We start from the raw sequence: 26,016 nt of genomic DNA on the forward strand, positions 1-26,016 counted from the left end.
AGTTCCGCCAGATCGCCCGCTGGATCGTCGAGGTCGTCGACGGCCTTGCCGCCAATGGCGAGACCGGCAATGCCGAGGTCGAAGCCAAGGTCAAGGCCGAGGTCGAGGCCCTTTGCGCCCGCTTCCCTCTCTACCAGGGCATGTGAACAAAACCGCAGCGCGGGACTATAAAAGCCCGCGCTGCGTCATCAGCCACAGGACCAGCGCACCCAGCAGCAGAAGCGACATGATGACGCTGGCCACAGTCCCGATCACGCCACCGCGGAAGCGGGCGACCTGGCCCAGCGGTCGCAGGTAATGGGTCAGCGCCTTGTGCGCATGTTCCAGCTTCTGAAAATCGCATTGTCGCGCCAGCTTCGGATGCCCCACGACCCGATCCGCCTGCACCAGCAGGCGCGCCTCGCGCCGCAATCGGCGCGGCAATGCACCGCCCCGCTTGCGCATCATGCTTTCCAGGTCGGCATAATGCCCGCGGCGCAGCCCGCCGAACCGCGCGGCCATCAGCCCCGCCACCTCGTCCGCCATCGGCCGGATGTTTTCGATGCCCATCACTCTCCCCTCGCTCATGCAAGGCTAACGCCTCTGGCACCTTTTCGCCAGCGGCGCTAGGGTCCGCGGCATGATGCTGAACCTGACCGTTACCGGAGAGGATTCGAGCCAGATCCCCGTGCTGCTGGCACATGGGCTGTTCGGATCGGGCAAGAACCTTGGCGGACTGGCCCGCCGCCTGGCCGAGACGCGCCGCGTCATCTCGGTCGACATGCGCAACCACGGCGACAGCTTTCACGATCCCGATCACAGCTATGCCGCGCTGGCGGGCGATCTGGCCAGGGTCATTGCGGCGCATGGCGGCAAGGCCGATGTTCTGGGCCACTCGATGGGCGGCAAGGCCGCGATGATGCTGGCGCTGACCCACCCCGAGATGGTGCGCAGACTGGTGGTTCTGGACATTGCCCCCTTTGCCTATGCTCACAGCCAGACCCCCCTGATCGACGCGATGGAGGCCGTGGATCTGCAGGGGGTCAAGCTGCGCTCGGACGCGGACAAACGGCTTTCGACTTATCTGGGAGAGGCTGGGGTTCGCGCTTTCCTGCTGCAGTCGCTGGATCTGAAATCCGCCCCGCCGCGCTGGAAGTTCAACCTTGACGCGCTGCGCGCGCAGATGCGGGTGCTGGTCGGCTGGCCCGCGGATGCACCCAAAGGCGGCTTTGATGGCCCTGCCCTGTTCCTTGCCGGTGCCGAATCCGATTATTGCCGCGAACCGCAGATCGATGCGATCCGCGACCACTTCCCGCAGGCAAAGATTCGCATATTCGCAGGTGCGGGCCATTGGCTGCATGCCGACCGACCCGCCGAAGTGGCCGAAACGGTCGCGGCATTCCTGGACTGAGGCGTCAGCATTTCAGGTTGATGCGCGCCTCGGCCGTGTCGCCCGGCACGCGGGTCTTCAGGCTGAAGGGGATGGCGCGACATCCGCTGGCCTGTTCGGCCGCCTGCATCATCAGGCCGGGCACGCGTTCGCGGTCCCTGCGGGACAGATAACCCAGGCGGATGACCTCTGCCCGGTTGGCCTTCTGAAACACCGCGAAGTCTATGCCATCGATCTGCAGGTCGTGCCGTGGCGCGGCCAGGAACTCGGGCGAGGGCGAGGCGCAGGCGGCAAGCACAAGCAACAGGGGAATCATGGCGATACGCATGATTGCACCTTGCCCGGCCCCGGTTAAGCAAGTCTTAAATGGCAGTGGAAACGCGGCGGCGAATGCGCCATTAAGCCGCGGAAAATGCTGTGCAGGAGTTTTGCAATGCGTCGACTGATCGGACTGGCCCCGTTTCTTGCCCTGTTGGCGGTGGCCGCCTGCGAAACGGTGCAAGGTGCGGGCCGCGACATGCAGGCCGCCGGACAGGCCGTGACCCGCGAAAGCCGCGAGGTGCAATCGGGCATGTGATCCCGATTGGCTTTGGACAAAAGCGGGCGTGGGCGAGCAAGAATCCGTTCGCGCGCCGTTCTTTTGCGCCCGAAAAATGAGTGAATTTCCGCCGATCCGCCAGGAATCTTGCCGTCTCGCGCGACCGTGAGCGGCGGGCACGCGGCAGGTGGTCTAGATTTCCTGAAAAACAAGAAGAGCAGCAATGAAAGGACAAGCCATGGGACAGTTTTTGCGCTTTGCCCCCCTTTTGGGGATTGTCGCCTTGGGCGCCTGCGAGACGATGCAGGGAGCCGGAAGGGACATGCAGACCGCCGGTGCCCTGCTGACGGACCAGGCGGCGAACAGCCAGACCCAGATGGGCACCTATCCGACGACGACGGCAACCGATCCCTATGCCGCGCCGGCGGCGACGCCCGCCCCCTATTAAGTCGGTCCTGCCGCGCAGACCGCGGGTTGATCCACATCCTATCCGGGTCGGCGGGCATTCCCGCGCGGCCCGCATCGGCATTTCACCGGGCGCGATGCCATAAGCGGGGCCGGTCCGTGACAAGACGGCATGCGCGCCCTTCACCCAGTTTCATGAATTTGCCCGCCGCATCGCGGCGGGCAGGCCAATCCCGGCAAAGCCGGGATCGTGCCTTCAGGTGTCCATCTTCAGCGCCTGAATGAACGCAGTCTGCGGGATCTCGACCTTGCCGAACTGGCGCATCTTCTTCTTCCCGGCCTTCTGCTTTTCCAGCAGCTTCTTCTTCCGGGTCGCGTCACCACCATAGCATTTGGCGGTCACGTCCTTGCGCATTGCCGACAGCGTCTCGCGCGCGATCACGCGGCTGCCGATGGCGGCCTGGATCGGGATCTTGAACATGTGGCGCGGGATCAACTCTTTCAGCTTCTCGACCATGACGCGGCCACGGCTTTCGGCGCGGTCACGGTGGACCATGATCGACAGCGCGTCGACCGGCTCGTCATTCACCAGGATCGACATCTTGACCATGAAATCCTCGCGGTATTCGCTGATCTGATAGTCGAAGCTGGCATAGCCCTTGGTCACGGATTTCAACCGGTCATAGAAATCGAAGACCACTTCGGCCAGCGGCAGGTCATAGACCACCATCGCGCGGTTGCCGGCATAGGTCAGATCCATCTGGATGCCGCGGCGGTCCTGGCACAGCTTCAGCACGTCGCCCAGGTATTCGTCCGGGACCATGATCGTGGCCTTGATGCGCGGCTCTTCGATATGGTCGACATAGGTCAGGTCGGGCATGTCGGCGGGGTTGTGCAGCTCTCGCACCTCTCCGTCGCGCATGTGCAGCTTGAAGACCACCGAAGGCGCGGTGGTGATCAGGTCCAGATCGTATTCGCGCTCAAGCCGGTCGCGGATCACCTCAAGATGCAGCAGACCCAGGAAACCGCAGCGGAAACCGAAGCCAAGCGCGGCCGAGGTTTCCATCTCGTAGCTGAAGCTCGCATCGTTCAGGGCAAGCTTTTCGATCGCGTCGCGCAATGCTTCAAAATCGTTCGCATCGACGGGGAAAAGGCCGCAGAAGACCACCGGCTGCGCCGGCTTGAAGCCCGGAAGCGGGGTATCGGTGCCCTTTTTCTCATGCGTGATGGTGTCGCCGACGCGGGTGTCGCGGACCTGCTTGATCGACGCGGTCAAGACGCCGATCTCGCCCGGCCCTAGTTCGGCAATGTCGACCATGGCTGGCTTCAACACCGAAAGCTTGTCGATGCCATAGATCGCGCCGGTCTGCATCATCTTGATGCGGTCGCCCTTCTTCACCACGCCGTCCATGACGCGGATCATGACGACGACGCCCAGATAGGCGTCATACCAGCTGTCGACCAGCATCGCCTTCAAGGGCGCATTGCGTTCGCCCTTGGGTGCGGGCAAGCGCGTGACGATGGCCTCCAGCACATCCGGAATGCCAAGGCCGGTCTTCGCCGAAATCTCGACGGCGTCATGGGCGTCGATGCCGATCACGTCCTCGATGTTTTCCTTGACGCGTTCGGGTTCGGCCGCAGGCAGGTCGATCTTGTTCAGCACGGGCACGATGTCGTGGCCGGCATCGATCGCCTGATAGACGTTGGCCAGGGTCTGCGCCTCGACACCCTGCGAGGCATCTACGACCAGCAGCGACCCCTCGACCGCGCGCATCGACCGGCTGACTTCATAGGCGAAGTCGACATGGCCGGGCGTGTCGATCAGGTTCAGGACATAGGTGCGCCCATCCTTGGCAGGATATTCGATGCGCACGGTGTTGGCCTTGATGGTGATGCCCCGCTCGCGCTCAATCTCCATTGTGTCGAGCAGCTGGGACTTCATGTCGCGTTCGGCGACCGTGCCCGTCATCTGGATCAGGCGGTCGGCCAGCGTGGATTTGCCGTGGTCGATGTGAGCCACGATCGAGAAATTGCGGATGAGGTCAAGGTCGGTCATGGCCGGGCTATACAGGGGGAAATGCGTTGCGGGAAGGGGGATCGCGCGCGGGTCAGCCGCGCAGGGGTTCGAAGCCGGCGGCACGAAGCTGGCGACGGCGCAGAACGGCCTCTCGCCACATGGCATAGCAGCCCGAGGCGACGATGATCGCGGCCCCGGTCAGCGTCAGCGTATCGGGCCGCTCGCCAAAGACGATGACGGCCAGCGTCAGCGCAAAGACAAGGCGGGCATAGCGGAACGGGGCCAATGCCGAGGCCTCGCCCAGCCGAGTTGCCGTGACGAGCAGGGCATAGCCGCCGACGCCCACCGCCATGCAGGCGATGAACAGCAATCCTTGCCGCGGCGTGGGCATGACGAATTCCTGACCCAGCACCAATCCCATTGCGATCGAGGCGACAAGGATCGCGAAAAAGGCCGATGCGGCAAGCTGCAGCGAATGGATTTGCGACGGGATGCGACGGGTCGCGATGTCGCGCGCCGCCAGCCCCACGACGGCGACCAGCGCCATCAGCGAGGCGGGCTCGAAACTGGACAAGCCGGGCCGCAGGACCAGCAGAACGCCGACAAAGCCCGCGGCGATGGCCGTCCAGCGTCGCCAGCCGACCGGCTCGCCCAGAAACAGCGCCGCGCCCAGCACGATCGCCAGCGGCAGGGCCTGCATGATCGCCGAGGTCGAGGAGAGTTCGGTCAGGGCCAGCGCGACGACGATCCCGATTGATCCGACGGCCTCGGACAGGTTGCGCAAGACGACCAGCGGGCGCAGCAGGTCGCGCGTCCAAAGCCGCCCCCCCTGCAACCGAAGCGCGGTCCAGAAGCAGATCAGCCCCAGCAGCCCGACAATGCCCAGCACTTCGGCAAAGGGCAGCTCGGCCGAAAGCAGCTTGATGAACATGTCCTCGGCGGCAAACAGCACCATCGAGACGAGCATCAGCATCGCCGCACGAAAATTTTCGCCGCCCATCGGTCCGACCTTTGCAATTCGGGGAGTTCCAGCCCTCGCCATATGCTGCGATTGCGGGGCGGTCCAGCCGGAAAGCGGGCAAAAGCGGGGGTTCCTGCGGGCTGTGCCCCCCGGGCGACGCCTTGGCATGGACAAGGCCGGACATGGCCTGCCCCGATGCCTTGGAAGTCCCTGCCGGGACGGGCCTTGCACGGGCGGGTGATTCGCCCCTCTGCCACCGCATGGCCGGGATCGCCGACAGCATATCTTGCGGCTGGGTCCGGTCGGCGGACCAACGCTGGTTCCGGGCCCCCGCGATTGAGCGAAGGGGCAGATTCTGCTAGGCTCCGGCGGATAAGACGCGGCCGCGTGAGGGTGTTCAGCCCCGCCGCACTGGCTGAAGCCGAGGAGACAGTTATGTTGAACCGCCTGATCACCGCTGCGGCAGCGGTCGTATTGACCACGCCGCTTGCCGTCGCCGGCCCTATCGATTCCGCTTGTGTCCGATCCGAACGCGGCGCCCGAAACGGGGCGCTTTGTGGTTGCATCCAGCAGGTCGCCGACTCGACGCTGTCGCGTTCCGACCAGCGCCGCGCCGCGCGCTTCTTCAAGGATGCCGAGGAAGCGCAGGCCGTGCGGATGTCGAAGACCGACGCCGACAACGCCTTCTGGGCGCGCTACCAGAACTTTGCCTCGACCGCCGAGGCCTATTGCTCGCGCTGAGACCGCCATGCGCATCTGCGTCCTGACCGGCGCCGGAATTTCTGCCGAAAGCGGCATCAGGACGTTTCGCGCGACCGACGGCCTGTGGGAAGATCACCGCATCGAGGACGTGGCGACGCCCGAAGGGTTTCGCCGGGACCCCGTGCTGGTCCACCGCTTTTACAACATGCGCCGGGCGGACGCCGCCCGCGCACAGCCAAACGCGGCGCATCGCGCGCTGGCGCGGCTGGCCCGGCGGCACCAGGTGACGCTGATCACCCAGAACGTCGATGACCTGCACGAACGTGGCGGTTCGACCGACGTGATCCATATGCATGGCAGCCTGCTTGGCGCGCTTTGCGCCACTTGCGGGCACCGTTTTCCGGCAACGCTGGTCATGCGCTCGCTGGACCGCTGCCCGGCTTGCGGCAAGCAGTCGACACGGCCGGACGTCGTCTGGTTCGGCGAGATTCCCTATCACATGGAACGCATCTGGGCCGCGGTCGAGGATGCCGAGATGTTCGCTGCCATCGGCACGTCAGGGCAAGTCTATCCCGCGGCGGGGCTGGCCCAGCATGCCAGCCGTGCGGGGGCCGCGACGATCGAGCTGAACCTTGCCCGCTCGGCCGTCAGCCGGGATTTTGCCCAGCACCGTATTGGGCCGACAACCAGCGTGGTGCCCGAATGGGTGGACGAGCTTTGCGGCTGAGGGGCGCTTGACCAACCGCCGCATCTCGGTCACCTCTTGCCCCCTCTGCCAGAAAGCCGGTGCCATGACCCAGACGATCCTTGCCAATGCCCGCCTGATCCTTGCCGACCGGGTCACCCCCGGCAGCGTCGTGATCGAGGACGGCATGATCGTGGGCATCCGTCCGGGCGAAGATGTACCGCCCGGCGCGCTGGACATGGCCGGCGACTTCCTGGCCCCCGGCATGGTCGAGTTGCATACCGACAATCTGGAACGCCACATGCGCCCGCGCCCCGGTGTCGACTGGCCCCATGCCAGCGCGATCATCGCCCATGACGCCGAGCTTGCTGGCTGCGGCATCACCACCGTCTTCGATGCGATGCGCGTGGGCTCAGTCGTCAGCGAAGGCCCCGACGAGGATTACGAAAAATATGCCCGCGAGCTGGCGCATGAACTGATCGCCCTGCGCCGCGACGGCGCGCTGCGGATCAGTCACCTCCTGCATTTGCGCGCCGAGGTCTGCTCGGAAACCCTGATCGCCGAGCTGGACGAGTTCGGCCCCGAGGATCGTGTCGGCATCATCAGCCTGATGGATCACACGCCCGGCCAGCGCCAGTTCCGCGACATCTCGAAGCTCGCGCAATATGTGCAGGGCCGCTACAAGCTTTCGGACGCCGAGTTCGACGAACATGTCGCCCGGATGAAGGCGCTGCGCGACCGCTATGGTGACGCGCATGAGGCCGCCGCGGTCGAGGTCGCCCATCGGCTGGGCGCGGTGCTGGCCAGCCATGACGACACCACCGCCGAACATGTCCTGCGCTCGGCCGGGCATGGCGTGAGGCTGGCCGAATTTCCGACCACGCCCGAAGCCGCTGCCGCCTGCCACGCGCAGGGCATCATGGTGATGATGGGTGCGCCGAACCTGATCCGCGGCGGCTCGCATTCCGGCAATGTCTCGGCCGCCGATCTCGCACGGGCGGGGCATTTGGACATCCTGTCGTCGGATTACGTGCCCTCGGGGCTGATCGGGGGCGCGATGGTGCTGGCAGGGATCTGGGACGACCTGCCCCGCGCCATCGCCACCGTCACCGCCAATCCGGCGCAGGCCGCGGGGCTGCCGGATCGCGGCCGGATCGAGGCCGGGTTGCGGGCCGACCTGATCCGATTTGGCATGGTCGCGGATCGTCCAGTCGTTCGCGCAACCTGGGTGCGCGGACAGAGGGTCTGAAGAAATCGCCGCAGCTTGATCCAGATCAAGGACAGGCACGCGGCAAGGGTGAGATTGACGGATCGAGCGACGGCCGCGCAACGTCGCGCGGTCCTGTCATCCGATCCTGAGGGGGAAGAGGTGACACGGGGGGCGGGGACCCTGTCCCTGCCCCGTCCGCCCAAGTCCGCTATCGGTGCCTCAGCCCATCAGGCGGTTCTTGATGACCGGGCCCACCGCGCCGAAATCCATCTGACCCGCGTGACGTTCCCGCAGTTCCGCCATGACGCGGCCCATGTCGCGGATCGAAGTCGCGCCAAGATCCGCGATGGCCTTGTCGATGGCGGCGCCGACTTCCTCGGCGGAAAGCTGGCGCGGCAGATAGGACTGAATCACCTTTATCTCGTCCTGTTCACGCTCGGCCAGTTCAAGACGCCCGCCTTCTTCATAGGCTTTCGCGGATTCCTGGCGCTGCTTGACCATCTTCGACAGGATGGCGGTCAGGTCGGCGTCACCAAGCCCCGTCTCGTCGCCACCTTCGACCCGCGCGGCAATCTCGCGGTCCTTGATCGCGGCCGAGATCAGCCGCAGGGTCGACAGCCGGGCCGTGTCCCTGGCCTTCATCGCCTCCTTGGTGTCCGCCGTGATGCGTTCGCGCAATCCCATGTGATCCTCGCTGAATGAATTAGTCCGCGCTTGTCCTAGGCTTCGCATTCGGCGTCAACCCGTGGCCCCGCATCCGGGTTCCACCATGCCGAAAGCCGCCCTTTCCGGGCTTTTCCAGCCTTGACGGGGGCGGTCGCTGACCCTAGGTTCCCGCCGATTTACCCGGAGAGATGACGATGGCTCAGAAACCGACCGCATGTCTTGCGCTTGCAGACGGCACCGTATTCTACGGAAGGGGTTTCGGCGCCACCGGCGACGTGGTGGCCGAACTGGTGTTCAACACCGCGATGACCGGCTATCAGGAGATCATGACCGATCCCTCCTATGCCAGCCAGATCGTCACCTTCACCTTCCCCCATATCGGCAATACCGGCGTCACCGCGCAGGATGACGAAGCGCCCGATCCCGTCGCCTCGGGGATCGTGGTGAAATGGGACCCGACCGAGCCGTCGAACTGGCGCGCCACCAGCGACCTGGTCGAGTGGATGGAAAAGCGCGGCCGCATCGGCATCGGCGGCATCGACACCCGCCGCCTGACGCGGGCGATCCGCCAGCAGGGTTCGCCCCATGTCGTGCTGGCCCATGACCCGGACGGCAATTTCGACATCGCGAAAATGATCGCTCGCGCCCGCGACTGGAAGGGCCTTGTCGGCCTTGACCTCGCCAAGGAAGTCAGCTGCCGCCAAAGCTATCGCTGGGACGAAGGCCTTTGGGCCTGGCCGGGCGAATTCGGCAAGTCGGATCAGGAAAAGCCCTATCGCGTGGTCGCGCTGGACTATGGCGCGAAGCGGAACATCCTGCGTTCGCTGGCTGAAACCGGGGCCGAGGTGATCGTTCTGCCGGCCACCGCCACCGCCGAAGATGTTCTCGCACATGATCCCGAAGGCGTATTCCTGTCGAACGGCCCGGGCGATCCGGCCGCGACCGGCGCCTATGCCGTGCCTATGATCCGCGAGTTGCTGGACAAGGATCTGCCGATCTTCGGGATCTGCCTTGGCCACCAGATGCTTGCGCTGGCTCTTGGCGCAAAGACGGTAAAGATGGGTCACGGCCATCACGGCGCGAACCATCCGGTCCGCGATGTCGAGACCGGCAAGGTCGAGATCACCTCGATGAACCACGGTTTCGCTGTCGATGCGCAAACCCTGCCCGAAGGCGTGATCGAAACGCATGTCAGCCTGTTCGACGGCTCGAACTGCGGGCTGCGCATGGCCGACCGTCCGGTCTTCTCGGTGCAATACCACCCCGAGGCGAGCCCCGGCCCGCAGGACAGCGCCTATCTGTTCCAGCGTTTCTCTGACGCGATGCGCACGCGCCGCGGCTAAGGGGCGCAGAACGGCCGCGGTTAATCCATCCTTAACCCTCGTCATGCGATCTGAGGGCCAAAGGATGGAGAATCGCAGATGGCCGGCAGTCCAGCGCTCAGCATTTTTCACCGCGACCGGCCGACCGGCGACGGGCCGGCCGCGCGCCCATCGGCCCAACTGATCGAGGAACGTGATCTGCGCCCCCTTGGCCAGATCCTGGTCGAAGATGGCGCGATCGAACCCGGTGATCTTTTGCGCGCGGTCGCCATGCGCCAACGCCAGAATGCACGACTGGGCCAGATCCTGCTGGCCCAGGGCCTAGTCAGCGAAGAGGCCCTGACAAGCGCGCTGTCGCGGCAATGGCGCAGCTCGGTCGTGGACATGGTGCGCTTGCCCCCCGATCCGCGACTGATCGACATGGCTGGCCCCGGCCTTTGCCTTGCCGAAGCCATCGTGCCCTGGCGCCGGGTGGGGGGCGTCACCTATGTCGCGACTGCCCGACCAGACGAGTTCCAGTCCCTGCGATCCCGCCTGCCCGACGATTTCGGCACGGTGCGGATGCTGCTTTGTTCCGAGAACGCCGCGCGCGAAGCGATTCTCGGCACCCGCCGCACCGCCCTGATCCGTGAGGCCGAGTCGCGAGTCCCCGCCGCCGAAAGCTGCCGCACCCGGAACGAGGTCCGCGTTGCCCGCGTGGCGCTGCTGCTGACACTGCTGGCCTTTGCCGGGATGGCACTCGCGCCGGTGCCGGTCATCGCCCTGCTGACGGCATGGTCGGTCCTGACGCTGATCGCCTCGATGCTGCTGAAGGCGCTGTCCTTTCGCGCGATCCTGCGCCAAAGGGCCGAAGACGGCGTCGTCGACCGCGCCGTCGCCTCGGGCCGGCTGGCCCGGCGTGAAATGTCGGGGCCGCTTCCCGTCATCTCGGTCATGGTGCCGCTTTTCGCCGAGGCCGATATTGCGGATCACCTGATCGGGCGGTTGGCCCGGCTGGATTACCCGCGCGAGTTGATGGACATCCTGCTGGTGGTTGAGGAAACCGACCGCCTGACCTGTTCGGCGCTGGACGACGCCACCCTGCCCCGCTGGATCCGGGTGGTGAAAGTGCCCGACGGTCCTGTCCGCACCAAGCCGCGGGCCTTGAACTATGCCCTGAACTTCTGCCGGGGCAGCCTGATCGGCGCCTGGGATGCCGAGGACCGGCCCGAACCCGACCAGTTGCACAAGGTCGCGCGCGGCTTTCACTTTGCCCGCCCCGATGTCGCCTGCCTGCAGGGCACGCTGGATTACTATAACCCGCGCAGCAACTGGCTGGCCCGCGCCTTCACCATCGAATACGCGGCATGGTTCCGGGGTACGCTGGCCGGCGCGGCGGCGCTGGATCTGGTCGTGCCCCTGGGCGGGACGACCCTGTTCTTCCGCCGCGACATTCTTGAACAGGTCGGTGGCTGGGACGCCTGGAACGTGACGGAGGATGCCGACCTTGGCGTCCGCCTGGTACGCCGCGGGTTCCGGACCGAGATGCTGGACACCGTCACCCATGAGGAGGCGAATTGCCGCCTGATCCCCTGGATCAAGCAGCGCTCGCGCTGGCTCAAGGGCTTCGCGATGACCTGGGGCGTCCATATGCGCGATCCGCGCGCGCTGTGGCGTGATCTGGGGCCGCGCCGGTTCCTTGCGCTTCAGGTCCAGCTTGCGGCCTCGGTCTCGCAATATCTGCTGGCTCCGGTGCTATGGAGCTTTTGGCTGCTGACGCTGGGTTTGCCCCATCCCGTGCGCGATATGCTGGCGGGACGGCTGAACGGCTATGCGCTTCCCGCGCTGATCGCCATCTTCATCGCGTCCGAGATCCTGAACATGGCCATCGCCGCCTGGGCCGTGCGCGGCAGCGCTCATCGCCACCTGCTGCCCTGGGTTCCGACGATGCATCTTTACTTTCCGCTGGGCTGTCTTGCCGGGTGGAAGGCGATCCACGAGGTCGTGCACCGCCCCTTCTATTGGGACAAGACCCAGCATGGCATCTACGATCCGGGGACCGAGACAGAGGCTGCCCCCTCGACTCTGCCGGAGCCCGAAACGCAACCGCTGCCATTGCGCGGGCGGGTGCCCGACATGACGGCGGGCATGCCTCTTTCGCGGCCGCCCCGCGCCCACGCAGGCTTGCGCGTCGCGCCGGGTCAGACAGCGGCGGGCTGATCCGCCACCATCGCCGAGTCGATGATACGCCCGGCGGTGGCAAGCGTCTCCTCAAGCCGCCGAGACAGGTCATCCAACGAGTCGGTGTTGGTCTCGCGCAGCAGAAAGGCCTGGCCACCCTTGCCGATGCTTTCAGCATCCAGCGGCCGGTCGGTCAGCAAACGGCCCGAACATTGCAGGCTCCACAGGAAGCGCCGGGCAGAGGCGAGAGTCTCGGCATCGGCCCGACCAATCAGACCCGCGCGGGGACCGGCGCGCAGTTGCGCACTGGCGGCGCGGGTGGGCGAGCCTGCGCGAAGCGCAAAGGACTGCGCCAGAAGCTCGATATCCTGCAGCCTGCCGCGACCGACCTTGACCTCCCATGCGCCATCCGGGGCCTTGGCGGCAAAGATGCGGGCGCGCATCTCGGCAAGATCGGGCATGACGCGCGTATCCTTGCCACGGGCCTCCAGCACCTCGACACGCAGGGTTTCAACCTCATCGCCCAGCGCCGCACCGCTGTTCCCGCATTGCCCGATCACGCGAGCGCGGGTCAGGGCCAGATGCTCCCATGTCCAGGCCTCGGTCATCTGATAGTCACGAAACGACTGGACCGAGGTCGCGACCGGCCCCTGCCGACCCGAGGGCCGCAGGCGCATGTCGACCTCATAAAGCCGCCCCACCGAACTTGGCGCGGACAGCGCGGTGATCATCGCCTGCGTCAGCCGGGCGTAATACGCACGGGGCGCAAGCGCCTTTGGCCCGTCGGAGCTGTCCTGCCCGTCGGCGTCATAGATCACGATCAGATCCAGATCCGACGCGGCGCTCAACTGCCTAGCGCCAAGCGAGCCCATGCCCAGCACGACCGCCCCGCGTCCGGGCGGGGGGCCGTGGCGACGCGAGAATTCGGCGGTCACGACCGGAAACAGTGCGGCAACGGCAGCATCGGCGATGTCGGCATATTGGCCACCCGCCTCCTCGGCGCCGATCAGGGCGCGCAGGTGATGGACGCCGGTGCGGAACTGCCATTCATGGGCCCAGCGGCGCGCCTGATCCAACGCGCCCTCATACCCGCCATCAGGCGCGGAAAGCACCTGCGCAAGCAGGCGGTCCAACTGCTCGCGCAGTTCCGCGACCCCCGGCCAGTTCGAGAAGAAGCTGCCTGCAAGGACTCCGTCCAGAACCTCGGGATGGCGCGCGAGATAGGTGGCCAGCCCGGGCGCGGTGGCGCAGATATCGCAGATCAGATCGATAAGCTGCGGGTTCGCGTCGAAAAGCGAGAAAAGCTGCACCCCCGCAGGCAAACCGGCGAGAAAAGCGTCGAACCGGGCCAGCGCCTCCTCGGCATGGTCCGAGGCGGACAGCCGGGTCAGAAGGTCCGGTTCGATCCGCGCGAATACCTGCCGCGCGCGCTGGGACCGCAATGCGGGATAGCCACGCCAGCCTTCGATCATGGCGCGGGCATGGGCGGAAAGCTGCGGCATCTCGCCCCGCTCGGCTGGGGTGAAGAAGCTGGCGGTCAGCGCCTCGACCCGCACCAGCCGTTCCGCCAGCCGCCGGGACCAGGCATTGCTGTCCGGCTCCCCCATCATCAGGGAGATGTTGGCGATCCCCTCGGCCGAAGCCGGGACCAGATGGGTCTGGGCATCGTTCACCATCTGGATGCGATGTTCGATATCGCGATGTTCGCGGTAATGGGCCGTCAGCTCGTCCGCCACATCCTGCGGGATCCAGCCTTTTTCGGCCAGTCGCGCCAGCCCCTCGACCGTGCCGCGCACACGCAGGTCGGGATCGCGCCCGCCCGCGATCAGCTGGCGGGTCTGGGTGAAGAACTCGATCTCGCGGATACCGCCCTGACCCAGCTTCATGTTGTGGCCCGGCACGTCGATCCGCCCATGCAGACCTTTGTGATCGCGGATGCGGCGGCGCATGTCGTCGGTGTCCTGGATGGTCGCGAAATCCAGATGCCTGCGCCAGACGAAGGGGCCAAGCTCACGCAGGAAGCGTTCGCCCACGGCGATATTCCCGGCACAGGGCCGTGCCTTGATATAGGCGCCGCGCTCCCAGGTCCGCCCCTCGGCCTCGTAATAGGACAGCGCGGTGGCGACCGAGATGCAGACCGGCGTCACCGCGGCATCGGGACGCAGACGCAGGTCCGTGCGGAAGACATAGCCCTGATCGGTATTGTCCGACAGCGTGGCCGCGGCCCGGCGCGTCGCCCGGATCAGCGCCGCCCGCGCCTCGAACTGGTCGTCGCGGGCATAGGCCGCGTCGTCGTAAAGCACGATCAGGTCGATATCCGAGGAGTAATTCAGCTCTCCCGCGCCCATCTTGCCCATCGCAAGCGCGGTGATCCCGCCGGCATCGCTGTCGGTCGGCGGCAGCTTGCCCCGCGCGACCTCGTCCGCGACATGGACCCGCAAGGCAAGATCGGTCGCACGCCCGGCAAGGTCGGTCAGCGCGCCGGTCACCTTTTCCAGCGGCCAGACGCCAGCAAGGTCGGCCAGCGCGGTCCACAGGGCCACCCGCCGCTTGGCCCGGCGCAGCGCCGGCCCCAGCTCCGCGGCAGTCAGAGACTGGAAGCCAGCCGTTTCATCAGCCACCAGGTCGCGGTCCAGCGCGTCGGGATCTGCCAGCCGCGCGGACAGCCAGCCCGCCTCGATCTGCATCAACCCGGACAGATAGGGGCTGCATCCCGCGGCCCCCATGATCAGCTTTTCAAGCCCGTCCGGGATCGGGCCAAGCGTGTGCAGGGCGGCTTCGGCGCGGGCCATGTCGGCAGGAATCGGAAGGCGGGTGATGCGTGCGGCAAATGTCATTCGGAAAGCCTATCCGCCGCCCCGGCAACGTCAATCGCCCATGCCACGCGATTGCAACCTTGCCATGCGGTTTCCGTGCTTGGCCTTGGCCGCAACTGTTGTTAGGCTTTGCTCCACCGCAATTCCAGTCAAACCAGTTGGCCGTTCTTTGCCGATGCGCGCATCTTTGATCAGGCTCCGATCATTCCCGGGGAGTGGCAGCGGCGGACCAGCCGGGGCAGGCCACGACTGATGCGGCATACTGTCACCCATGCCCCGCAATTCTATGTCACGGCGCCGCAGCCCTGCCCCTATCTGCATGGCCGTGCCGAGCGCAAGCTGTTCACCGCCCTGACCGGGGATTCGGCAAATGAGCTGAACAACGCGCTGTCGCGGCAGGGCTTCCGTCGGTCGCAGAACGTACTGTACCGACCCAGTTGCGAAAGCTGCGTGGCCTGCATGTCAGCCCGCATCCGGGTCGCCGAATTCACGCCATCGCGGTCGCAGCGTCGGATCCAGCGCAAGAATGCCGGGTTGCGGCGGCTGGCCACAAGCGCCTGGGCGACCGAGGAACAGTATGAGCTGTTCCGCAGGTATCTCGACGAGCGCCACGCCGATGGGGGCATGGCGGACATGGACATCTTCGAATTCGCCGCGATGATCGAAGAAACCCCGGTCCGCACGCGCGTCATCGAATATCGATTGACCGAGCCGGGCTGCCGCCCTTCGCAGGATGACCAGCTTGTCGCGGTCTGCCTGACCGACGTGCTGGATGACGGGCTGAGCCTTGTCTACAGCTTCTACGACCCCGCCTTCGAAGCATCGAGCCTTGGCACGCATGTGATCCTGGACCATGTGGACCTGGCGCGAAGCGCGGGGCTGCCCTTCATCTATCTGGGCTACTGGGTGCCGGGCAGCCGAAAGATGGAATACAAGTCCCGCTTTTCCGCGCTGGAGATCTACAAGGGCGGAGTATGGCAGCCGATCGGCGATCCCCAGCAGCACAATTCCGACATCCACCCCCTATCGATTGATCCCATCGTCGAACAGGTTGCGCGGATCACCTTGCCACAAAGGCCAAGGTAATTACCCATTTCGAGCATTTATTGAAATATAATTTCAATAAATCGTCGATCGGGGTCATTTTCTTGGATAATCGGCATTGACCCGGTTCGTCTTGCCCCATAGTTTCCGGCGGCGCGGCGCGCGGGTTTTCCCGTGACAGCCCGCATTTATGACAAATCAAGGAGAATGGGCATGTCCCGAACCATGACGGGTGCAAGGATGGTTATCGAAGCTCTGCGCGATCAGGGCGTCGACACCGTATTCGGCTATCCGGGTGGCGCGGTACTACCCATTTACGACGAGATTTTTCAGCAGAACGACATCAAGCACGTCCTGGTCCGCCACGAACAGGGCGCGGTCCACATGGCCGAAGGTTATGCACGTTCGACCGGCAAGCCCGGCGTCGTTCTGGTGACCTCGGGCCCCGGCGCAACGAATGCCGTCACCGGCCTGACCGATGCGCTGCTGGATTCGATTCCGGTGGTCGTTCTGTCGGGCCAGGTTCCGACCTTCCTGATCGGCACCGATGGTTTTCAGGAGGCTGATACCGTCGGCATCACCCGCCCCTGCACCAAGCACAACTGGCTGGTGCGCGACACGGATGATTTGGCCAAGACGATCCACAAGGCGTTCCATGTCGCGACCTCGGGCCGTCCCGGCCCGGTGCTGGTCGACATCCCCAAGGACGTCCAGTTTGCGACCGGCGAATATGTCGGCCCGAAACAGATCGAGACGCCCAGCTATCAGCCCGTGAAAAAGGGCGACCTGGATGCGATCACCCGTCTGGTCGAGCTGATGGAAAAGGCCGAACGCCCGATCCTGTATACCGGCGGCGGTGTCATCAACTCGGGCCCCGGCGCGGCACAATTGCTGCGCGAACTGGCGGATGCGACCGGTTTCCCGATCACCTCGACCCTGATGGGTCTGGGGGCCTATCCGGCTTCGGGCAAGAACTGGATCGGCATGCTGGGCATGCACGGCCTGTATGAGGCGAACATGGCCATGCATGACTGCGACCTGATGATCGCCGTCGGCTCTCGCTTCGACGACCGCATCACCGGGCGGGTCAAGGATTTCAGCCCCGGCTCGGTCAAGGTGCAGATCGACATCGACCCCAGCTCGATCAACAAGGTCATCCATGTCGACCTGCCGATCGTCGGCGATGTCGGCCATGTGCTGGAAGACATGCTGAAGATCTGGAAGGCGCGTGGCCGCAGGACCAATGCCGAAGGCGTTCGCCAGTGGTGGACCCAGATCGAGCAATGGAAGGCCGTGAAATGCCTGACCTATCGCAACTCGGACAAGGTCATCAAACCCCAGCACGCGCTGGAGCGTTTGCAGGCGCTGACCGCGCATCGCAAGGATCGCTACATCACGACCGAAGTCGGCCAGCACCAGATGTGGGCCGCGCAGTTCCTGCATTTCGAGGATCCTAACCGCTGGATGACCTCGGGCGGGCTGGGCACGATGGGCTATGGCCTGCCAGCCTCGATCGGGGTGCAGGTCGCCCACCCCGAGGCGCTGGTCGTCAACGTCGCGGGCGAGGCGAGCTGGCTGATGAACATGCAGGAAATGGGCACGGCGGTTCAGTTCCGCGCGCCGGTCAAGCAGTTCATCCTGAACAACGAACGTCTGGGCATGGTTCGCCAGTGGCAGCAGCTGCTGCATGGCGAACGCTATAGCCAGAGCTGGTCGGAAAGCCTGCCCGATTTCGTCAAGCTGGCCGAGGCCTTTGGCTGCAAGGGCCGCTTGGTCAGCGACCCCGCGGATCTAGACGACGCAATTCAGGAAATGCTGGATTACGACGGACCCTTCATCCTCGACGTGATGGTCGAGAAGCATGAAAACTGCTTCCCGATGATCCCCTCGGGCAAGCCCCATAACGAGATGATCCTGGGCGAGGCTTCGACCGAGGACGCCATCACGGGTGCCGGCGGCGCGCTGGTCTGAGCAACAGGAAAACGAACATGTCGGCACTGAAAATCGAAAAAGGCGCATCCAGCCATTCCGCCTATGACCTGCGCGACCCGAATGCCCAGGTGATCGAAAGCCACACCCTTGCGGTGCTGGTCGACAACGAGGCGGGCGTTCTGGCCCGTGTCATCGGCCTGTTCTCCGGGCGGGGCTTCAATATCGACAGCCTGACCGTGGCCGAGGTGGACCATCTGGGCCACCGTTCGCGCATCACCATCGTGACGCGCGGCACGACCGCGGTGATTGAGCAGATCAAGGCACAGCTTGGCCGGATCGTTCCCGTGCACGAAGTCCACGACCTGACGGTCGAGGGCCCCAGCGTCGAACGCGAACTGGGACTGTTCAAGGTGTCGGGCAAGGGAGAGCGCCGCGTCGAGGCCCTGCGCATCGCCGAGATCTTCCGGGCGAACGTGGTCGATTCAACGCTGGAAAGCTTTGTGTTCGAAATCACCGGCGCGCCTGAAAAGCTGGACGCCTTTGCCGAACTGATGCGGCCTCTGGGTCTGTCCGACCTGGCCCGCACGGGCGTCGCCGCGCTGGCGCGCGGCGTCTGATGCTTCAGCCGGCGGCCGCGACCTTGCGGGGTTGCGGCTCCGGCCCCCGGATCTTGTCATTCGAGATCACGCGCAGAACGGGCTGGGCGGTTGCGCCCTGCCCGGCCTCGCGCAGCAGATGGGACAGGTCCGACCGGCGATAGCCCGACACGACCTCGACCCGGCGGGCGTGACGCAACTCGCCCTCGGTTTCGTAATCCAACTCGACCAGGTCACCGGATTCCGGCCAATCCCCTTGGCTGGCAAGGTTTGCGCGCCCCTGAAGATAGGCAAGGGCCGCGTGATCTTCGCACCAGATGATGGCCTTCTCTCTTGGCGCGCTGCTCCAAAGCACAACTCCGATCATGATTTCCATCCCCCAGGAAACTCTGTGCCCGGCTTGATGCGGGCCACGGTTGTTATCGAGGGAAACTATCGGCGAACTCTTGCCGACGGAAGTTTTATGTTCAACGAGGGGTTGTAATCCTTAACGGCGCGCACACAGCTGTTCCACGCTTCAGCAAGCGAAACGCGATTTCCTGCAATTTCCTGAATAATCAGAGCAAATTGGCTAAGATAGCCGTCTCGGACTGCAGCATCCGGGTCACAGCTGGGATTTATCTTACTCGCCCTGCACGATAGTCACCGACCGCGCGAGCCACCTGCGCCATACGCGCGGCGTTGGATGGGTGCGAGCCCAGGATCTTGTCGCCCGGATCGGGGATTCGGGCAAAGAACTGCGCGCCATGCGCCGGATCGAAGCCCGCATTCAACGCGATGATTGCGCCTAGATAGTCTGCCTCAAGCTCCCAGTCCTTGGAGTAATAGCGCGAGCCGAATTGCGCGCCCATCTGCTGGGCGCTTTCGATCGCTTCGGGATTGCCGCCATAGGCGCTGGCAAGGCCGCCCAAGATCACCGCCCCCATCGAGGCGGCGCTGGACTTGCGGTCGATATGGCCAAGAATGTGATGGCTGGCTTCGTGCCCGACGACAAAGGCAAGCTCGTCCGCGTTACGCGCTTCGCCGATGAGCGACAGGGTGAAACCGATGATCGGGCGGCCGCGATTGTCGACGGTCTGGAAGGCGTTCGGCTCCAGCCCCGGACGGTCATCGACCACGAACTGGAAATCGCAGTTGATCGGCTGGCTGCGGCGCTGGACGCATTCGCGCTCAACGGCCGGTTCCATCCGGCTGAGAACGTCGATGAACGCCCTTGCCGAGGCCCGGGCACCCCGCGGCGTATCCGGAGACGGCGTGATCGGCCCGTGGGGCGGCACAGCGGGGGACTGGGGCACCGAGATGGGCTGCGCGACGCAGCCAGCCAGGGCCAGTACCGAAATTGCCGCTGCCTTCCAGGCCTTGAGCATGTGCATTCTCCTTGCCGTCCGGTCAAAGCGCCGCACGTTCGCGCCACCATATCCGCGCAGTTCGGGCAGCGCCAACCCCCGCTCTTGCCCATGCGCGCGGTTCACGCGAAAGTTGGCTCGCAATTGTTTGGGAAAGCCCGCGATGTTCACCATCGAGCATGATTTTGACGCGACCGTCATCACCCTTGTCGACGAATTGCCGCAGGGCAGTCCGGTGGGCGCACGCCCGCTGAACGAGGATGTCGTGATCCAAAGCTTCGACGACCGTGTGGTCATCGAGCAGTTCGATCCCGATACCGGCGAACTGGCGCAGGTGGTCCTGACCATCGAGCAGCTGGAGGAACTGCGCGCCGCGCTGAACCTGCCCGAGGGGAACTATCGGCTGGAACGGCGGCCGAAGCGCCCCTAGTCGACCCGGAACAGTTTGTCGCGTGAGGTCGCTCCGCGCACCAGCACGAGGCGGCTGCGCGCGATGCCCAGGGCCTTGGCCAGCAGCTTGACCACCGCGGCATTGGCCTTGCCATCCTCGGGGACCACGGTGACATAGACGCGGATCGCCCCCTCCTCGACGATCACGGCATTGCGCGAGGCGCGCGGGGTGACGCGGACGGCGATTTCCGCTCCGGGTTGCGCGAGATGGCTGAGATCGGTCATGGTTCCCGTGAAATCGGCTTCCGGGAAGGAAATCAATGGCGACGGGCTTTTTCCACGACGAACTGACGCTGTGGCATGGCGGCGGCGACTATGCGCTGACGCTGCCGGTCGGTGGGCTGGTCCAGCCCGGCGCGGGCCTGCCCGAAAGCCCTGAAAGCAAGCGGCGGCTGGTGAACCTGATGCAGGTGACCGGGTTGATGCGCGGGCTTGACCTGCGCTCGGCCCCGCCCGTGCTGCGCGAGGATCTGCTGCGGGTGCATCCGGCCAGCTATCTTGACCGCTTCAAGGCGCTGTCCGACGACAAGGGGGGCGAAATCGGCCACCATGCGCCGTTCCTGAAGGGCGGCTTTGAAATCGCGGCGCTGTCGGCGGGGCTTGCGAAGGCCGCCGTCGACGCCGTGCTCAGGGGCGAGCTGACCACTGCCTATGCCCTGTCACGGCCGCCGGGGCATCATTGCCTGCCCGACGATCCGAACGGCTTCTGCCTGCTGGCGAATATCGCCGTCGCCATCCATGCCGCGCGGGCGGCGGGACTTGCGCATCGCTTCGCGGTCGTCGACTGGGATGTACACCACGGCAACGGAACCGAGGCCATTTTCCTTGACGACCCCGATGTGTTGACCGTCTCGATCCATCAGGAGCGCAACTATCCGCTGGATACCGGCGGGGTCGAGGTCAGGGGTACTGCGGGCAGCAATGCCAACATTCCCCTGCCTCCCGGCTGTGGGCACGAAACCTACCTTCAGGCGATGGACCGTGTCGTGCTGCCACTTCTGCGCCGGCATCGCCCCGAGATCATCATCGTCGCCTGCGGCTATGATGCGGCGGCGCTGGACCCCTTGGGCCGGATGCTGCTGTCGGCTGAAAGCTTCCGCGCCATGACCGAACGGATGCAGCAAGCAGCCGCCGAGCTTTGTGCGAACCGGCTGGTGCTGGTCCACGAGGGCGGCTATTCCGAAGCCTATGTGCCGTTCTGCGGTCATGCCGCGATCGCGCAGCTTGCCGGTTCCGACATAACCGCACCGGACCCGCTGGCCGGGGTGATCGCGGCGCGACAGCCCGGTGCCCGCTGGCTCAACCACGTCTCGGATCATCTGGCCGAGATTGCAGATTTTTTCGAGGTCTGAAGTGCAACATACCGATCCCGCCACGCTTTCCTTCCTTCGCAATCGCCGCTCGCATCCGCCAAAATTGCTGAGCGGACCGCCGCCCTCGCGCCAGGAGTTGATGGACCTGCTGGAGCTGGCGGCGCGCGTGCCCGACCACGGCAAGCTGGAGCCATGGCGCTTCGTAGTGCTGGAGCGCGCGACGCTGGACCGGCTGGCCCCGATCCTTGGCGAGCAGGTGGCGGCGACCGGCGGGGACGCCGCGGCGGTCGAAAAGGCGCGCTCGGCCTTTGCTTCCCCCGTCATCGTCGCGGTTGTCTCGTGCCCCGTTGACAGCCCCAAGATCCCGCAATGGGAACAGTTCCTGTCCGCCGGCGCGGTCTGTCTTGAGCTGCTGAATGCGGCGCTTGCGGCGGGCTATGGCGCGGCCTGGCTGACGGGGCCGGCCACCGTCCCGGAATTTGCGCAGGCCCATCTGGGCATTGCCGAGGGTGAGCGCATCGTGGGCCTGATCCATATCGGCCAGCGTGGCACCGCGCCTTCGGACCGTCCCCGCCCGGACATCGCGGCCAAGACGGTCTTCCTGTGACGGTGCTGACCGCCCTGGCGCGGGCATGGGGCGACCTGCTTCGCCCGCGTATCTTCGGGGTGGTCGCGCTTGGCGTGCTGCTGACGCTGGTCCTGTTCGTGCTGCTTCAGGCCGGCGCCTTCTGGGCGATCCGTGCCTTCGCGCCCGAGACGATGACCCTGCCCTGGATCGGACAGGTCACGCTTGGCCACGCGCTGTCATGGGGATCGCTGATCCTGTTCCCGATCATGTCGATCTTTTTAATGGCGCCGGTCACGGCGGGTTTCGCCGGCCTGTTCGCCGAACGCGTCGCCGATGCGGTCGAAGAGACGCATTATCCCGGCACCAAGGGCCTGCCCGTGGATTTCATGGAGGGCTTGCTGGAATCGCTGGCGGTCGTGGGCGCGGTCCTTGCGGTGGCCGTCGTCTCGCTGATCCTGACGCCGTTCCTCGGGCCGCTGGCCTCGATCCTGTTTTACCTGGGCAATGGCTGGCTGCTGGGAAGAGAGTTCTTCCAGATGGCGGCGCGCCGTCACCTGCATCCCGCGCAGGCGACCGCCCTGCGCAAAACCCGGACCGCGCAGACCACCACGCTTGGCGTGCTGATCGCGCTGCTGTTGACGGTGCCGTTCCTGAACGTGCTGGTGCCGGTGCTGGCGGCGGCGGGGTTCACCCACCTTTACCACCTGGGCCGGCGCTAGCTGGTCCAGGCCTCGATATCGGCGCGGGTGATGACGCCGCCCAGAATGATATAGGCCAGCACCGCCCAGATGACCCCGGCGATCACCGTCGCCAGCAGCATCTTCTTCTTCAGCTTGGGCTCATGGGGGGCGCCAGCCGGGGTGCCGGGGGTCACCTCCCCTGCTTCGGCCTGGCTTTGCTGGCCGATCGGCAGCAGGACGAACAGGACCAGAAACCACAGGATCGTGTAAAGGACGATGCCGCCAGTCAGGTTCATCAGATCTGCTCCAGTTCGATCAGGCAGCCATTGAAGTCCTTCGGATGCAGGAACAGCACCGGCTTGCCATGCGCCCCGATCTTTGGTTCGCCCGACCCCAGAACGCGCGCGCCCTCGGCCTTCAGGCGGTCGCGGGCGGCCAGAATATCCTCGACCTCGAAGCACATGTGGTGAATGCCACCCGAGGGGTTCTTGTCCAGGAACCCCCGGATCGGGCTGTCGTCGCCAAGAGGATACAACAGCTCGATCTTGGTGTTCGGCAGTTCGATGAAGATGACCGTGACGCCGTGATCCGGCTCGTCCTGCGGGGCGCCGACCGATGCACCCAGCGTTCCGGCATATTGCGCGGCTGCTGCGGCCAGGTCCGGCACGGCAATGGCCACGTGGTTCAAACGTCCGATCATGCGCTCCTCCGTCTTTCCCGTTGTTCTAGGACGCCCGGCAGCGGTGGAAAAGCGAAAACCGGACCCGGCCGTTAACCGCTTCTTAGGGGAAAGGCGCGACCTTGGCCGCAGCAAGGTATTCTTTGAGGGGTTTCTAAGATGACCGATGATCTGACGAATCTGCTGGATGACGCCCCCACCTGGCGGCTGAACGTGCCCCACCGCCCGCTGACCGGATTGACCGTGCTGGTGGTCGAGGATTCGCGCTATGCGTCCGAAGCGGTTCGTTTGCTGTGCCTGCGTTCCGGCGCGCGGATCCGGCGTGCCGACACGATCCGGGCGGCGCTGCGGCATCTGCAGACCTATCGTCCCGGTGTCATCATCGTCGACATGGGCCTGCCCGACGGGGATGGCGCGGACATGATCCGCACCATCGCGCGCGGGCTTCCGCGCGTTCCCGTCATCCTGGGCATTTCCGGGGATGAAGGGAACCGCGACGCCGCGATGCGGGCCGGGGCGGACGGCTTCATCGCCAAGCCCATCGAAAGCCTGGCGCAGTTTCAGCAGACCATCCTGGCGTCGTTGCCGGGGCAAGCCCGCCCCACCGGCCCGCGACTGGTGGCCGACGACATGATCGTGCCCGACCATGCCGCGCTGCGCGACGATCTGGCCCATGTGGTCGAGGTCCTGTCCGTCGCCGATGACGAAACCGCCATCGACTATATCGCGCGCTTTCTTGCAGGTGTGGCTCGGTCGGCGCATGACCGCCCGCTGGAAGATGCGGCAACTGCGCTTGCCCGCGACCATGCCCGCGGACAGGCGCTCGCGGGTGAACTCGCGCGCGTCAGCGGGATGGTGCGGGACCGGTTGGCCTCGGTTCAGGGGCTTTGACGCAAAGCCGCCGTCATCTCGGACAGGCGGCGCCGCTGGCTGCCATCGGGCGCGAAATTCTCGGGCGACAGCCACGCGTCAAAGGCGTCGCGCAGCGCGGGCCATTCACCGTCGATGATCGAGAACCAGGCGCTATCCCGGTTGCGGCCGCGCACCATCAGGTGCTGGCGGAACGTGCCCTCGTAAAGAAAGCCGTAACGGCGTGCGGCCACGATCGAGGGTTCGTTCAGCGCGTTGCATTTCCACTCGACCCGGCGATAGCCCGCCTCGAAGGCCCAGCGGATCATCAGCATGATCGCCTCGGACGTGGCGGGTCCGCGCTGCAGCACGGGCGAGATCTGGATATTGCCGATCTCGATCACGCCATTCGGCCGGTCAAGCCGCATGAACGAGGCAAGCCCACCGACCTTTCCGGTCGCGTTGTCGCGCAGGGCGTAGAAACAGGGATCGGATTTGCCCGCCACGCTTTCCTGCCACGCGCGATAGGCGGCAAGATCCGGGAACGGGCCATAGCCCATATAGTCCCACAGCCAGTCATGGCCGCGATTGGCTTCGTACAGATCCTCGGCGTGGCGCACGGGGTCCAGCGGCTCAAGCGTCACGAAGCGACCGGCAATGGTCTCGCCCGGCGCCGGGGGTTGGTGAAAGCCGGTAACGACGGGGCCAATCTTGCGTTCGGACATGCCTGCCTCGATCTGGAAAACTCAGGCGAGCATCCTCGGATCCTGGCCAAGGTCAAGGCCCGGAAAGATCGCACGCTCCAGCGTCTCGCGTTCGGTTCCAAACAGCCCGCGCATCGCCCAGGCGGCATAGGCGCGAATATCGCGGGTGGGCATCAGGTCGCGGTCGGCGTAAAGATCGCCGTCGCGCAGGCCCGGCCAGTCGCCGAAGGCCTTGCCCCCCTGGATCGCGCCGCCCGCCATCAGCATCGCGCCGCCGGTGCCATGGTCGGTCCCGTTCGAGCCGTTCTCGCGCACCGTGCGGCCGAATTCGGTCATGGCTAGGACGGTGGTCGATCCCCAGTTCTGGCCCAGCCCGTCGCGCAGCGCCAGGATCGAGGCGGCCAGCTTGTCGAGGGCACGACCGATCACCGGCCCCTGGTTCGCGTGGCTGTCCCAGCCCCCGATCGAAAAGGCGGCGATGCGCGCGGCGCCGTTCAGGCGCGAGGCGGCAAAGGCGCCAAGTGCGGCCTCGTCCGCGGTCGGCCCCTTGCCGCGCGCGGTTTCTCCGGCCTCGGCGGAGATGCGAAAGGCATCGCGCGCCGCGTCTCGGAACATGGGATCGTCGTGATAGACATGGTCCAACAGCATTTGCGCCTGGGGCGACAGGTTCAGCGAGGATTTGGGCGCCCAGCCCAGATGCGCGGCCTCTCCGGTCAGGATCTTCATCTGCTCCAGCCCGACGGCATAGGCGGTTTCGGCCGTGGTGCCGGGCATCGCCTGAAGCAGCCGGTTCAGCCAGCCGCCGATGCGCCAGTCCACCGGAAGGTCATTACCGGTTCCCGCCTCAAGCAGGTCCTGACCGTCGAAATGACTGCGTTTGTCGCGATAGGGGGTCGAAACCGCATGGGCAAAGGCCAGCTCGCCCTTTTCCCACAGCGGCATCAGCGGACCAAGCCGGGGATGCAGGGCATAGAACCCGTCCAGGTCGAGCGCCCCATTGTCCG

At 65.4% G+C, this 26,016-nt stretch carries 29 protein-coding genes and 1 pseudogene; 17 read left to right on the top strand and 13 right to left on the bottom strand.

The genetic code is table 11. The features are described from left to right. Positions 1-146 (top strand): annotated as a pseudogene (gene glyA / locus ACO2Q4_RS22965) (serine hydroxymethyltransferase); the annotation flags it as partial. A 19-nt stretch (positions 147-165) separates the two neighbouring features. On the opposite strand, the gene ACO2Q4_RS22970 reads toward glyA, so the two are convergent. Next, positions 166-549, bottom strand: a complete 384-nt coding sequence (locus tag ACO2Q4_RS22970) for a hypothetical protein (protein WP_311759985.1) — start codon at positions 547-549, stop codon at positions 166-168. A gap of 73 nt (positions 550-622) precedes the next feature. On the opposite strand from ACO2Q4_RS22970, the gene ACO2Q4_RS22975 reads away from it, so the two are divergent. Beyond that, the gene (locus ACO2Q4_RS22975; protein WP_423322103.1) at positions 623-1,390 is read left to right on the top strand and encodes an alpha/beta fold hydrolase; all 768 of its coding nucleotides are present in this window, start codon (positions 623-625) and stop codon (positions 1,388-1,390) included. Positions 1,391-1,394: 4 nt separating this feature from the next. Here ACO2Q4_RS22975 and ACO2Q4_RS22980 read toward each other — a convergent pair whose 3' ends face one another. Next, positions 1,395-1,697 carry a hypothetical protein gene (locus ACO2Q4_RS22980; protein WP_423322091.1) on the bottom strand — a complete coding sequence of 101 codons (303 nt, stop codon included), beginning with the start codon at positions 1,695-1,697 and terminating at the stop codon, positions 1,395-1,397. A gap of 105 nt (positions 1,698-1,802) precedes the next feature. Between ACO2Q4_RS22980 and ACO2Q4_RS22985 the strand changes: the two genes are divergently transcribed. Together ACO2Q4_RS22985 and ACO2Q4_RS22990 are read left to right on the top strand one after the other, a co-directional pair. Continuing rightward, positions 1,803-1,946 carry an entericidin A/B family lipoprotein gene (locus ACO2Q4_RS22985; RefSeq protein WP_311759987.1) on the top strand — a complete coding sequence of 48 codons (144 nt, stop codon included), beginning with the start codon at positions 1,803-1,805 and terminating at the stop codon, positions 1,944-1,946. 199 nt (positions 1,947-2,145) lie between these two features. Next, positions 2,146-2,355 (top strand): entericidin A/B family lipoprotein, encoded by a 210-nt coding sequence (locus tag ACO2Q4_RS22990; RefSeq protein ID WP_311759988.1) that lies wholly within the window; start codon positions 2,146-2,148, stop codon positions 2,353-2,355. Positions 2,356-2,568: 213 nt separating this feature from the next. On the opposite strand, the gene lepA is transcribed toward ACO2Q4_RS22990, so the two are convergent. Both lepA and ACO2Q4_RS23000 read right to left on the bottom strand, forming a co-directional pair. Next, entirely contained in the window at positions 2,569-4,368 is a 1,800-nt protein-coding gene (gene lepA, locus ACO2Q4_RS22995; RefSeq protein WP_311759989.1) for a translation elongation factor 4, read from the bottom strand. A gap of 52 nt (positions 4,369-4,420) precedes the next feature. Continuing rightward, positions 4,421-5,329: a DMT family transporter gene (locus ACO2Q4_RS23000; protein WP_311759990.1), complete on the bottom strand. Its 909-nt coding sequence runs from the start codon at positions 5,327-5,329 to the stop codon at positions 4,421-4,423. A 396-nt stretch (positions 5,330-5,725) separates the two neighbouring features. Between ACO2Q4_RS23000 and ACO2Q4_RS23005 the strand changes: the two genes are divergently transcribed. From ACO2Q4_RS23005 to ACO2Q4_RS23015, 3 genes are all read left to right on the top strand, one after another. Further along, positions 5,726-6,031 carry a hypothetical protein gene (locus tag ACO2Q4_RS23005; protein WP_311759991.1) on the top strand — a complete coding sequence of 102 codons (306 nt, stop codon included), beginning with the start codon at positions 5,726-5,728 and terminating at the stop codon, positions 6,029-6,031. Positions 6,032-6,038: 7 nt separating this feature from the next. Continuing rightward, complete coding sequence (locus ACO2Q4_RS23010) at positions 6,039-6,719, top strand: NAD-dependent deacylase (protein WP_423322092.1); 681 nt, start codon at positions 6,039-6,041, stop codon at positions 6,717-6,719. 64 nt (positions 6,720-6,783) lie between these two features. Next, positions 6,784-7,926: an alpha-D-ribose 1-methylphosphonate 5-triphosphate diphosphatase gene (locus tag ACO2Q4_RS23015; RefSeq protein ID WP_423322093.1), complete on the top strand. Its 1,143-nt coding sequence runs from the start codon at positions 6,784-6,786 to the stop codon at positions 7,924-7,926. A gap of 180 nt (positions 7,927-8,106) precedes the next feature. Here ACO2Q4_RS23015 and ACO2Q4_RS23020 read toward each other — a convergent pair whose 3' ends face one another. Continuing rightward, positions 8,107-8,571, bottom strand: coding sequence for a GatB/YqeY domain-containing protein (locus tag ACO2Q4_RS23020; protein WP_311759994.1), 465 nt, complete (start codon positions 8,569-8,571; stop codon positions 8,107-8,109). A 176-nt stretch (positions 8,572-8,747) separates the two neighbouring features. Between ACO2Q4_RS23020 and carA the strand changes: the two genes are divergently transcribed. Together carA and ACO2Q4_RS23030 are read left to right on the top strand one after the other, a co-directional pair. Continuing rightward, positions 8,748-9,896, top strand: a complete 1,149-nt coding sequence (carA, locus tag ACO2Q4_RS23025; protein ID WP_311759995.1) for a glutamine-hydrolyzing carbamoyl-phosphate synthase small subunit — start codon at positions 8,748-8,750, stop codon at positions 9,894-9,896. 78 nt (positions 9,897-9,974) lie between these two features. Then, positions 9,975-12,074 (top strand): glycosyltransferase family 2 protein, encoded by a 2,100-nt coding sequence (locus ACO2Q4_RS23030; protein ID WP_423322094.1) that lies wholly within the window; start codon positions 9,975-9,977, stop codon positions 12,072-12,074. Here ACO2Q4_RS23030 and ACO2Q4_RS23035 read toward each other — a convergent pair. Beyond that, positions 12,056-14,872, bottom strand: coding sequence for a glutamine-synthetase adenylyltransferase (locus tag ACO2Q4_RS23035; RefSeq protein ID WP_423322095.1), 2,817 nt, complete (start codon positions 14,870-14,872; stop codon positions 12,056-12,058). The genes ACO2Q4_RS23030 and ACO2Q4_RS23035 overlap by 19 nt on opposite strands. Positions 14,873-15,103: 231 nt before the next feature. On the opposite strand from ACO2Q4_RS23035, the gene ACO2Q4_RS23040 reads away from it, so the two are divergent. From ACO2Q4_RS23040 to ilvN, 3 genes are all read left to right on the top strand, one after another. Next, positions 15,104-15,937: an arginyltransferase gene (locus ACO2Q4_RS23040; RefSeq protein ID WP_423322096.1), complete on the top strand. Its 834-nt coding sequence runs from the start codon at positions 15,104-15,106 to the stop codon at positions 15,935-15,937. A gap of 171 nt (positions 15,938-16,108) precedes the next feature. Further along, positions 16,109-17,866 carry an acetolactate synthase 3 large subunit gene (locus ACO2Q4_RS23045; RefSeq protein WP_423322097.1) on the top strand — a complete coding sequence of 586 codons (1,758 nt, stop codon included), beginning with the start codon at positions 16,109-16,111 and terminating at the stop codon, positions 17,864-17,866. A gap of 17 nt (positions 17,867-17,883) precedes the next feature. After that, the gene (gene ilvN, locus ACO2Q4_RS23050; RefSeq protein WP_311760000.1) at positions 17,884-18,444 is read left to right on the top strand and encodes an acetolactate synthase small subunit; all 561 of its coding nucleotides are present in this window, start codon (positions 17,884-17,886) and stop codon (positions 18,442-18,444) included. A 4-nt stretch (positions 18,445-18,448) separates the two neighbouring features. Here ilvN and ACO2Q4_RS23055 read toward each other — a convergent pair whose 3' ends face one another. Both ACO2Q4_RS23055 and ACO2Q4_RS23060 read right to left on the bottom strand, forming a co-directional pair. Continuing rightward, the gene (locus tag ACO2Q4_RS23055; RefSeq protein ID WP_395135883.1) at positions 18,449-18,790 is read right to left on the bottom strand and encodes a hypothetical protein; all 342 of its coding nucleotides are present in this window, start codon (positions 18,788-18,790) and stop codon (positions 18,449-18,451) included. Between the two features lie 250 nt (positions 18,791-19,040). Next, on the bottom strand, positions 19,041-19,790 hold the full coding sequence (locus ACO2Q4_RS23060) for a M48 family metalloprotease (protein ID WP_311760165.1): 750 nt from the start codon (positions 19,788-19,790) through the stop codon (positions 19,041-19,043). Between the two features lie 142 nt (positions 19,791-19,932). Between ACO2Q4_RS23060 and ACO2Q4_RS23065 the strand changes: the two genes are divergently transcribed. Continuing rightward, a complete protein-coding gene (locus ACO2Q4_RS23065) occupies positions 19,933-20,199 on the top strand; it encodes a hypothetical protein (protein ID WP_311760002.1) in 267 nt (88 codons plus the stop codon). Here the strand turns inward: ACO2Q4_RS23065 and ACO2Q4_RS23070 are convergent. Further along, positions 20,196-20,444, bottom strand: a complete 249-nt coding sequence (locus ACO2Q4_RS23070; RefSeq protein ID WP_395135884.1) for a DUF167 domain-containing protein — start codon at positions 20,442-20,444, stop codon at positions 20,196-20,198. The two genes, ACO2Q4_RS23065 and ACO2Q4_RS23070, sit on opposite strands and share 4 nt — an antisense overlap. Before the next feature lie 35 nt (positions 20,445-20,479). Between ACO2Q4_RS23070 and ACO2Q4_RS23075 the strand changes: the two genes are divergently transcribed. Genes ACO2Q4_RS23075 through ACO2Q4_RS23085 form a run of 3 tightly spaced genes read left to right on the top strand, consistent with a single transcriptional unit; the run spans position 20,480 to position 22,819 of the window. Beyond that, a complete protein-coding gene (locus ACO2Q4_RS23075) occupies positions 20,480-21,571 on the top strand; it encodes a class II histone deacetylase (RefSeq protein WP_423322098.1) in 1,092 nt (363 codons plus the stop codon). A gap of 1 nt (position 21,572) precedes the next feature. Further along, entirely contained in the window at positions 21,573-22,139 is a 567-nt protein-coding gene (locus ACO2Q4_RS23080) for a nitroreductase family protein (RefSeq protein WP_423322099.1), read from the top strand. After that, the gene (locus tag ACO2Q4_RS23085) at positions 22,136-22,819 is read left to right on the top strand and encodes an EI24 domain-containing protein (protein WP_395135889.1); all 684 of its coding nucleotides are present in this window, start codon (positions 22,136-22,138) and stop codon (positions 22,817-22,819) included. Before ACO2Q4_RS23080 ends, ACO2Q4_RS23085 begins: the two co-directional genes overlap by 4 nt. Here ACO2Q4_RS23085 and ACO2Q4_RS23090 read toward each other — a convergent pair. Both ACO2Q4_RS23090 and mce read right to left on the bottom strand, forming a co-directional pair. Continuing rightward, complete coding sequence (locus tag ACO2Q4_RS23090; protein WP_395135890.1) at positions 22,816-23,076, bottom strand: DUF1467 family protein; 261 nt, start codon at positions 23,074-23,076, stop codon at positions 22,816-22,818. The genes ACO2Q4_RS23085 and ACO2Q4_RS23090 overlap by 4 nt on opposite strands. After that, entirely contained in the window at positions 23,076-23,480 is a 405-nt protein-coding gene (gene mce, locus ACO2Q4_RS23095; RefSeq protein ID WP_395135891.1) for a methylmalonyl-CoA epimerase, read from the bottom strand. The genes ACO2Q4_RS23090 and mce overlap by 1 nt, the downstream gene beginning before the upstream one ends. Positions 23,481-23,618: 138 nt before the next feature. Here mce and ACO2Q4_RS23100 point away from each other — a divergent pair, with 138 nt between their 5' ends. Further along, the gene (locus ACO2Q4_RS23100) at positions 23,619-24,350 is read left to right on the top strand and encodes a response regulator (protein ID WP_423322100.1); all 732 of its coding nucleotides are present in this window, start codon (positions 23,619-23,621) and stop codon (positions 24,348-24,350) included. Here the strand turns inward: ACO2Q4_RS23100 and ACO2Q4_RS23105 are convergent. After that, positions 24,338-25,033 carry a GNAT family N-acetyltransferase gene (locus ACO2Q4_RS23105; protein WP_423322101.1) on the bottom strand — a complete coding sequence of 232 codons (696 nt, stop codon included), beginning with the start codon at positions 25,031-25,033 and terminating at the stop codon, positions 24,338-24,340. The two genes, ACO2Q4_RS23100 and ACO2Q4_RS23105, sit on opposite strands and share 13 nt — an antisense overlap. Before the next feature lie 21 nt (positions 25,034-25,054). Then, positions 25,055-26,016, bottom strand: a 962-nt coding sequence (locus ACO2Q4_RS23110; RefSeq protein WP_423322102.1) for a DUF1501 domain-containing protein, incomplete at its 5' end; no start/stop codon positions are given.

This window comes from Paracoccus sp. KR1-242, from assembly GCF_049446195.1.
Taxonomy (GTDB): Bacteria; Pseudomonadota; Alphaproteobacteria; order Rhodobacterales; family Rhodobacteraceae; genus Paracoccus; species Paracoccus broussonetiae.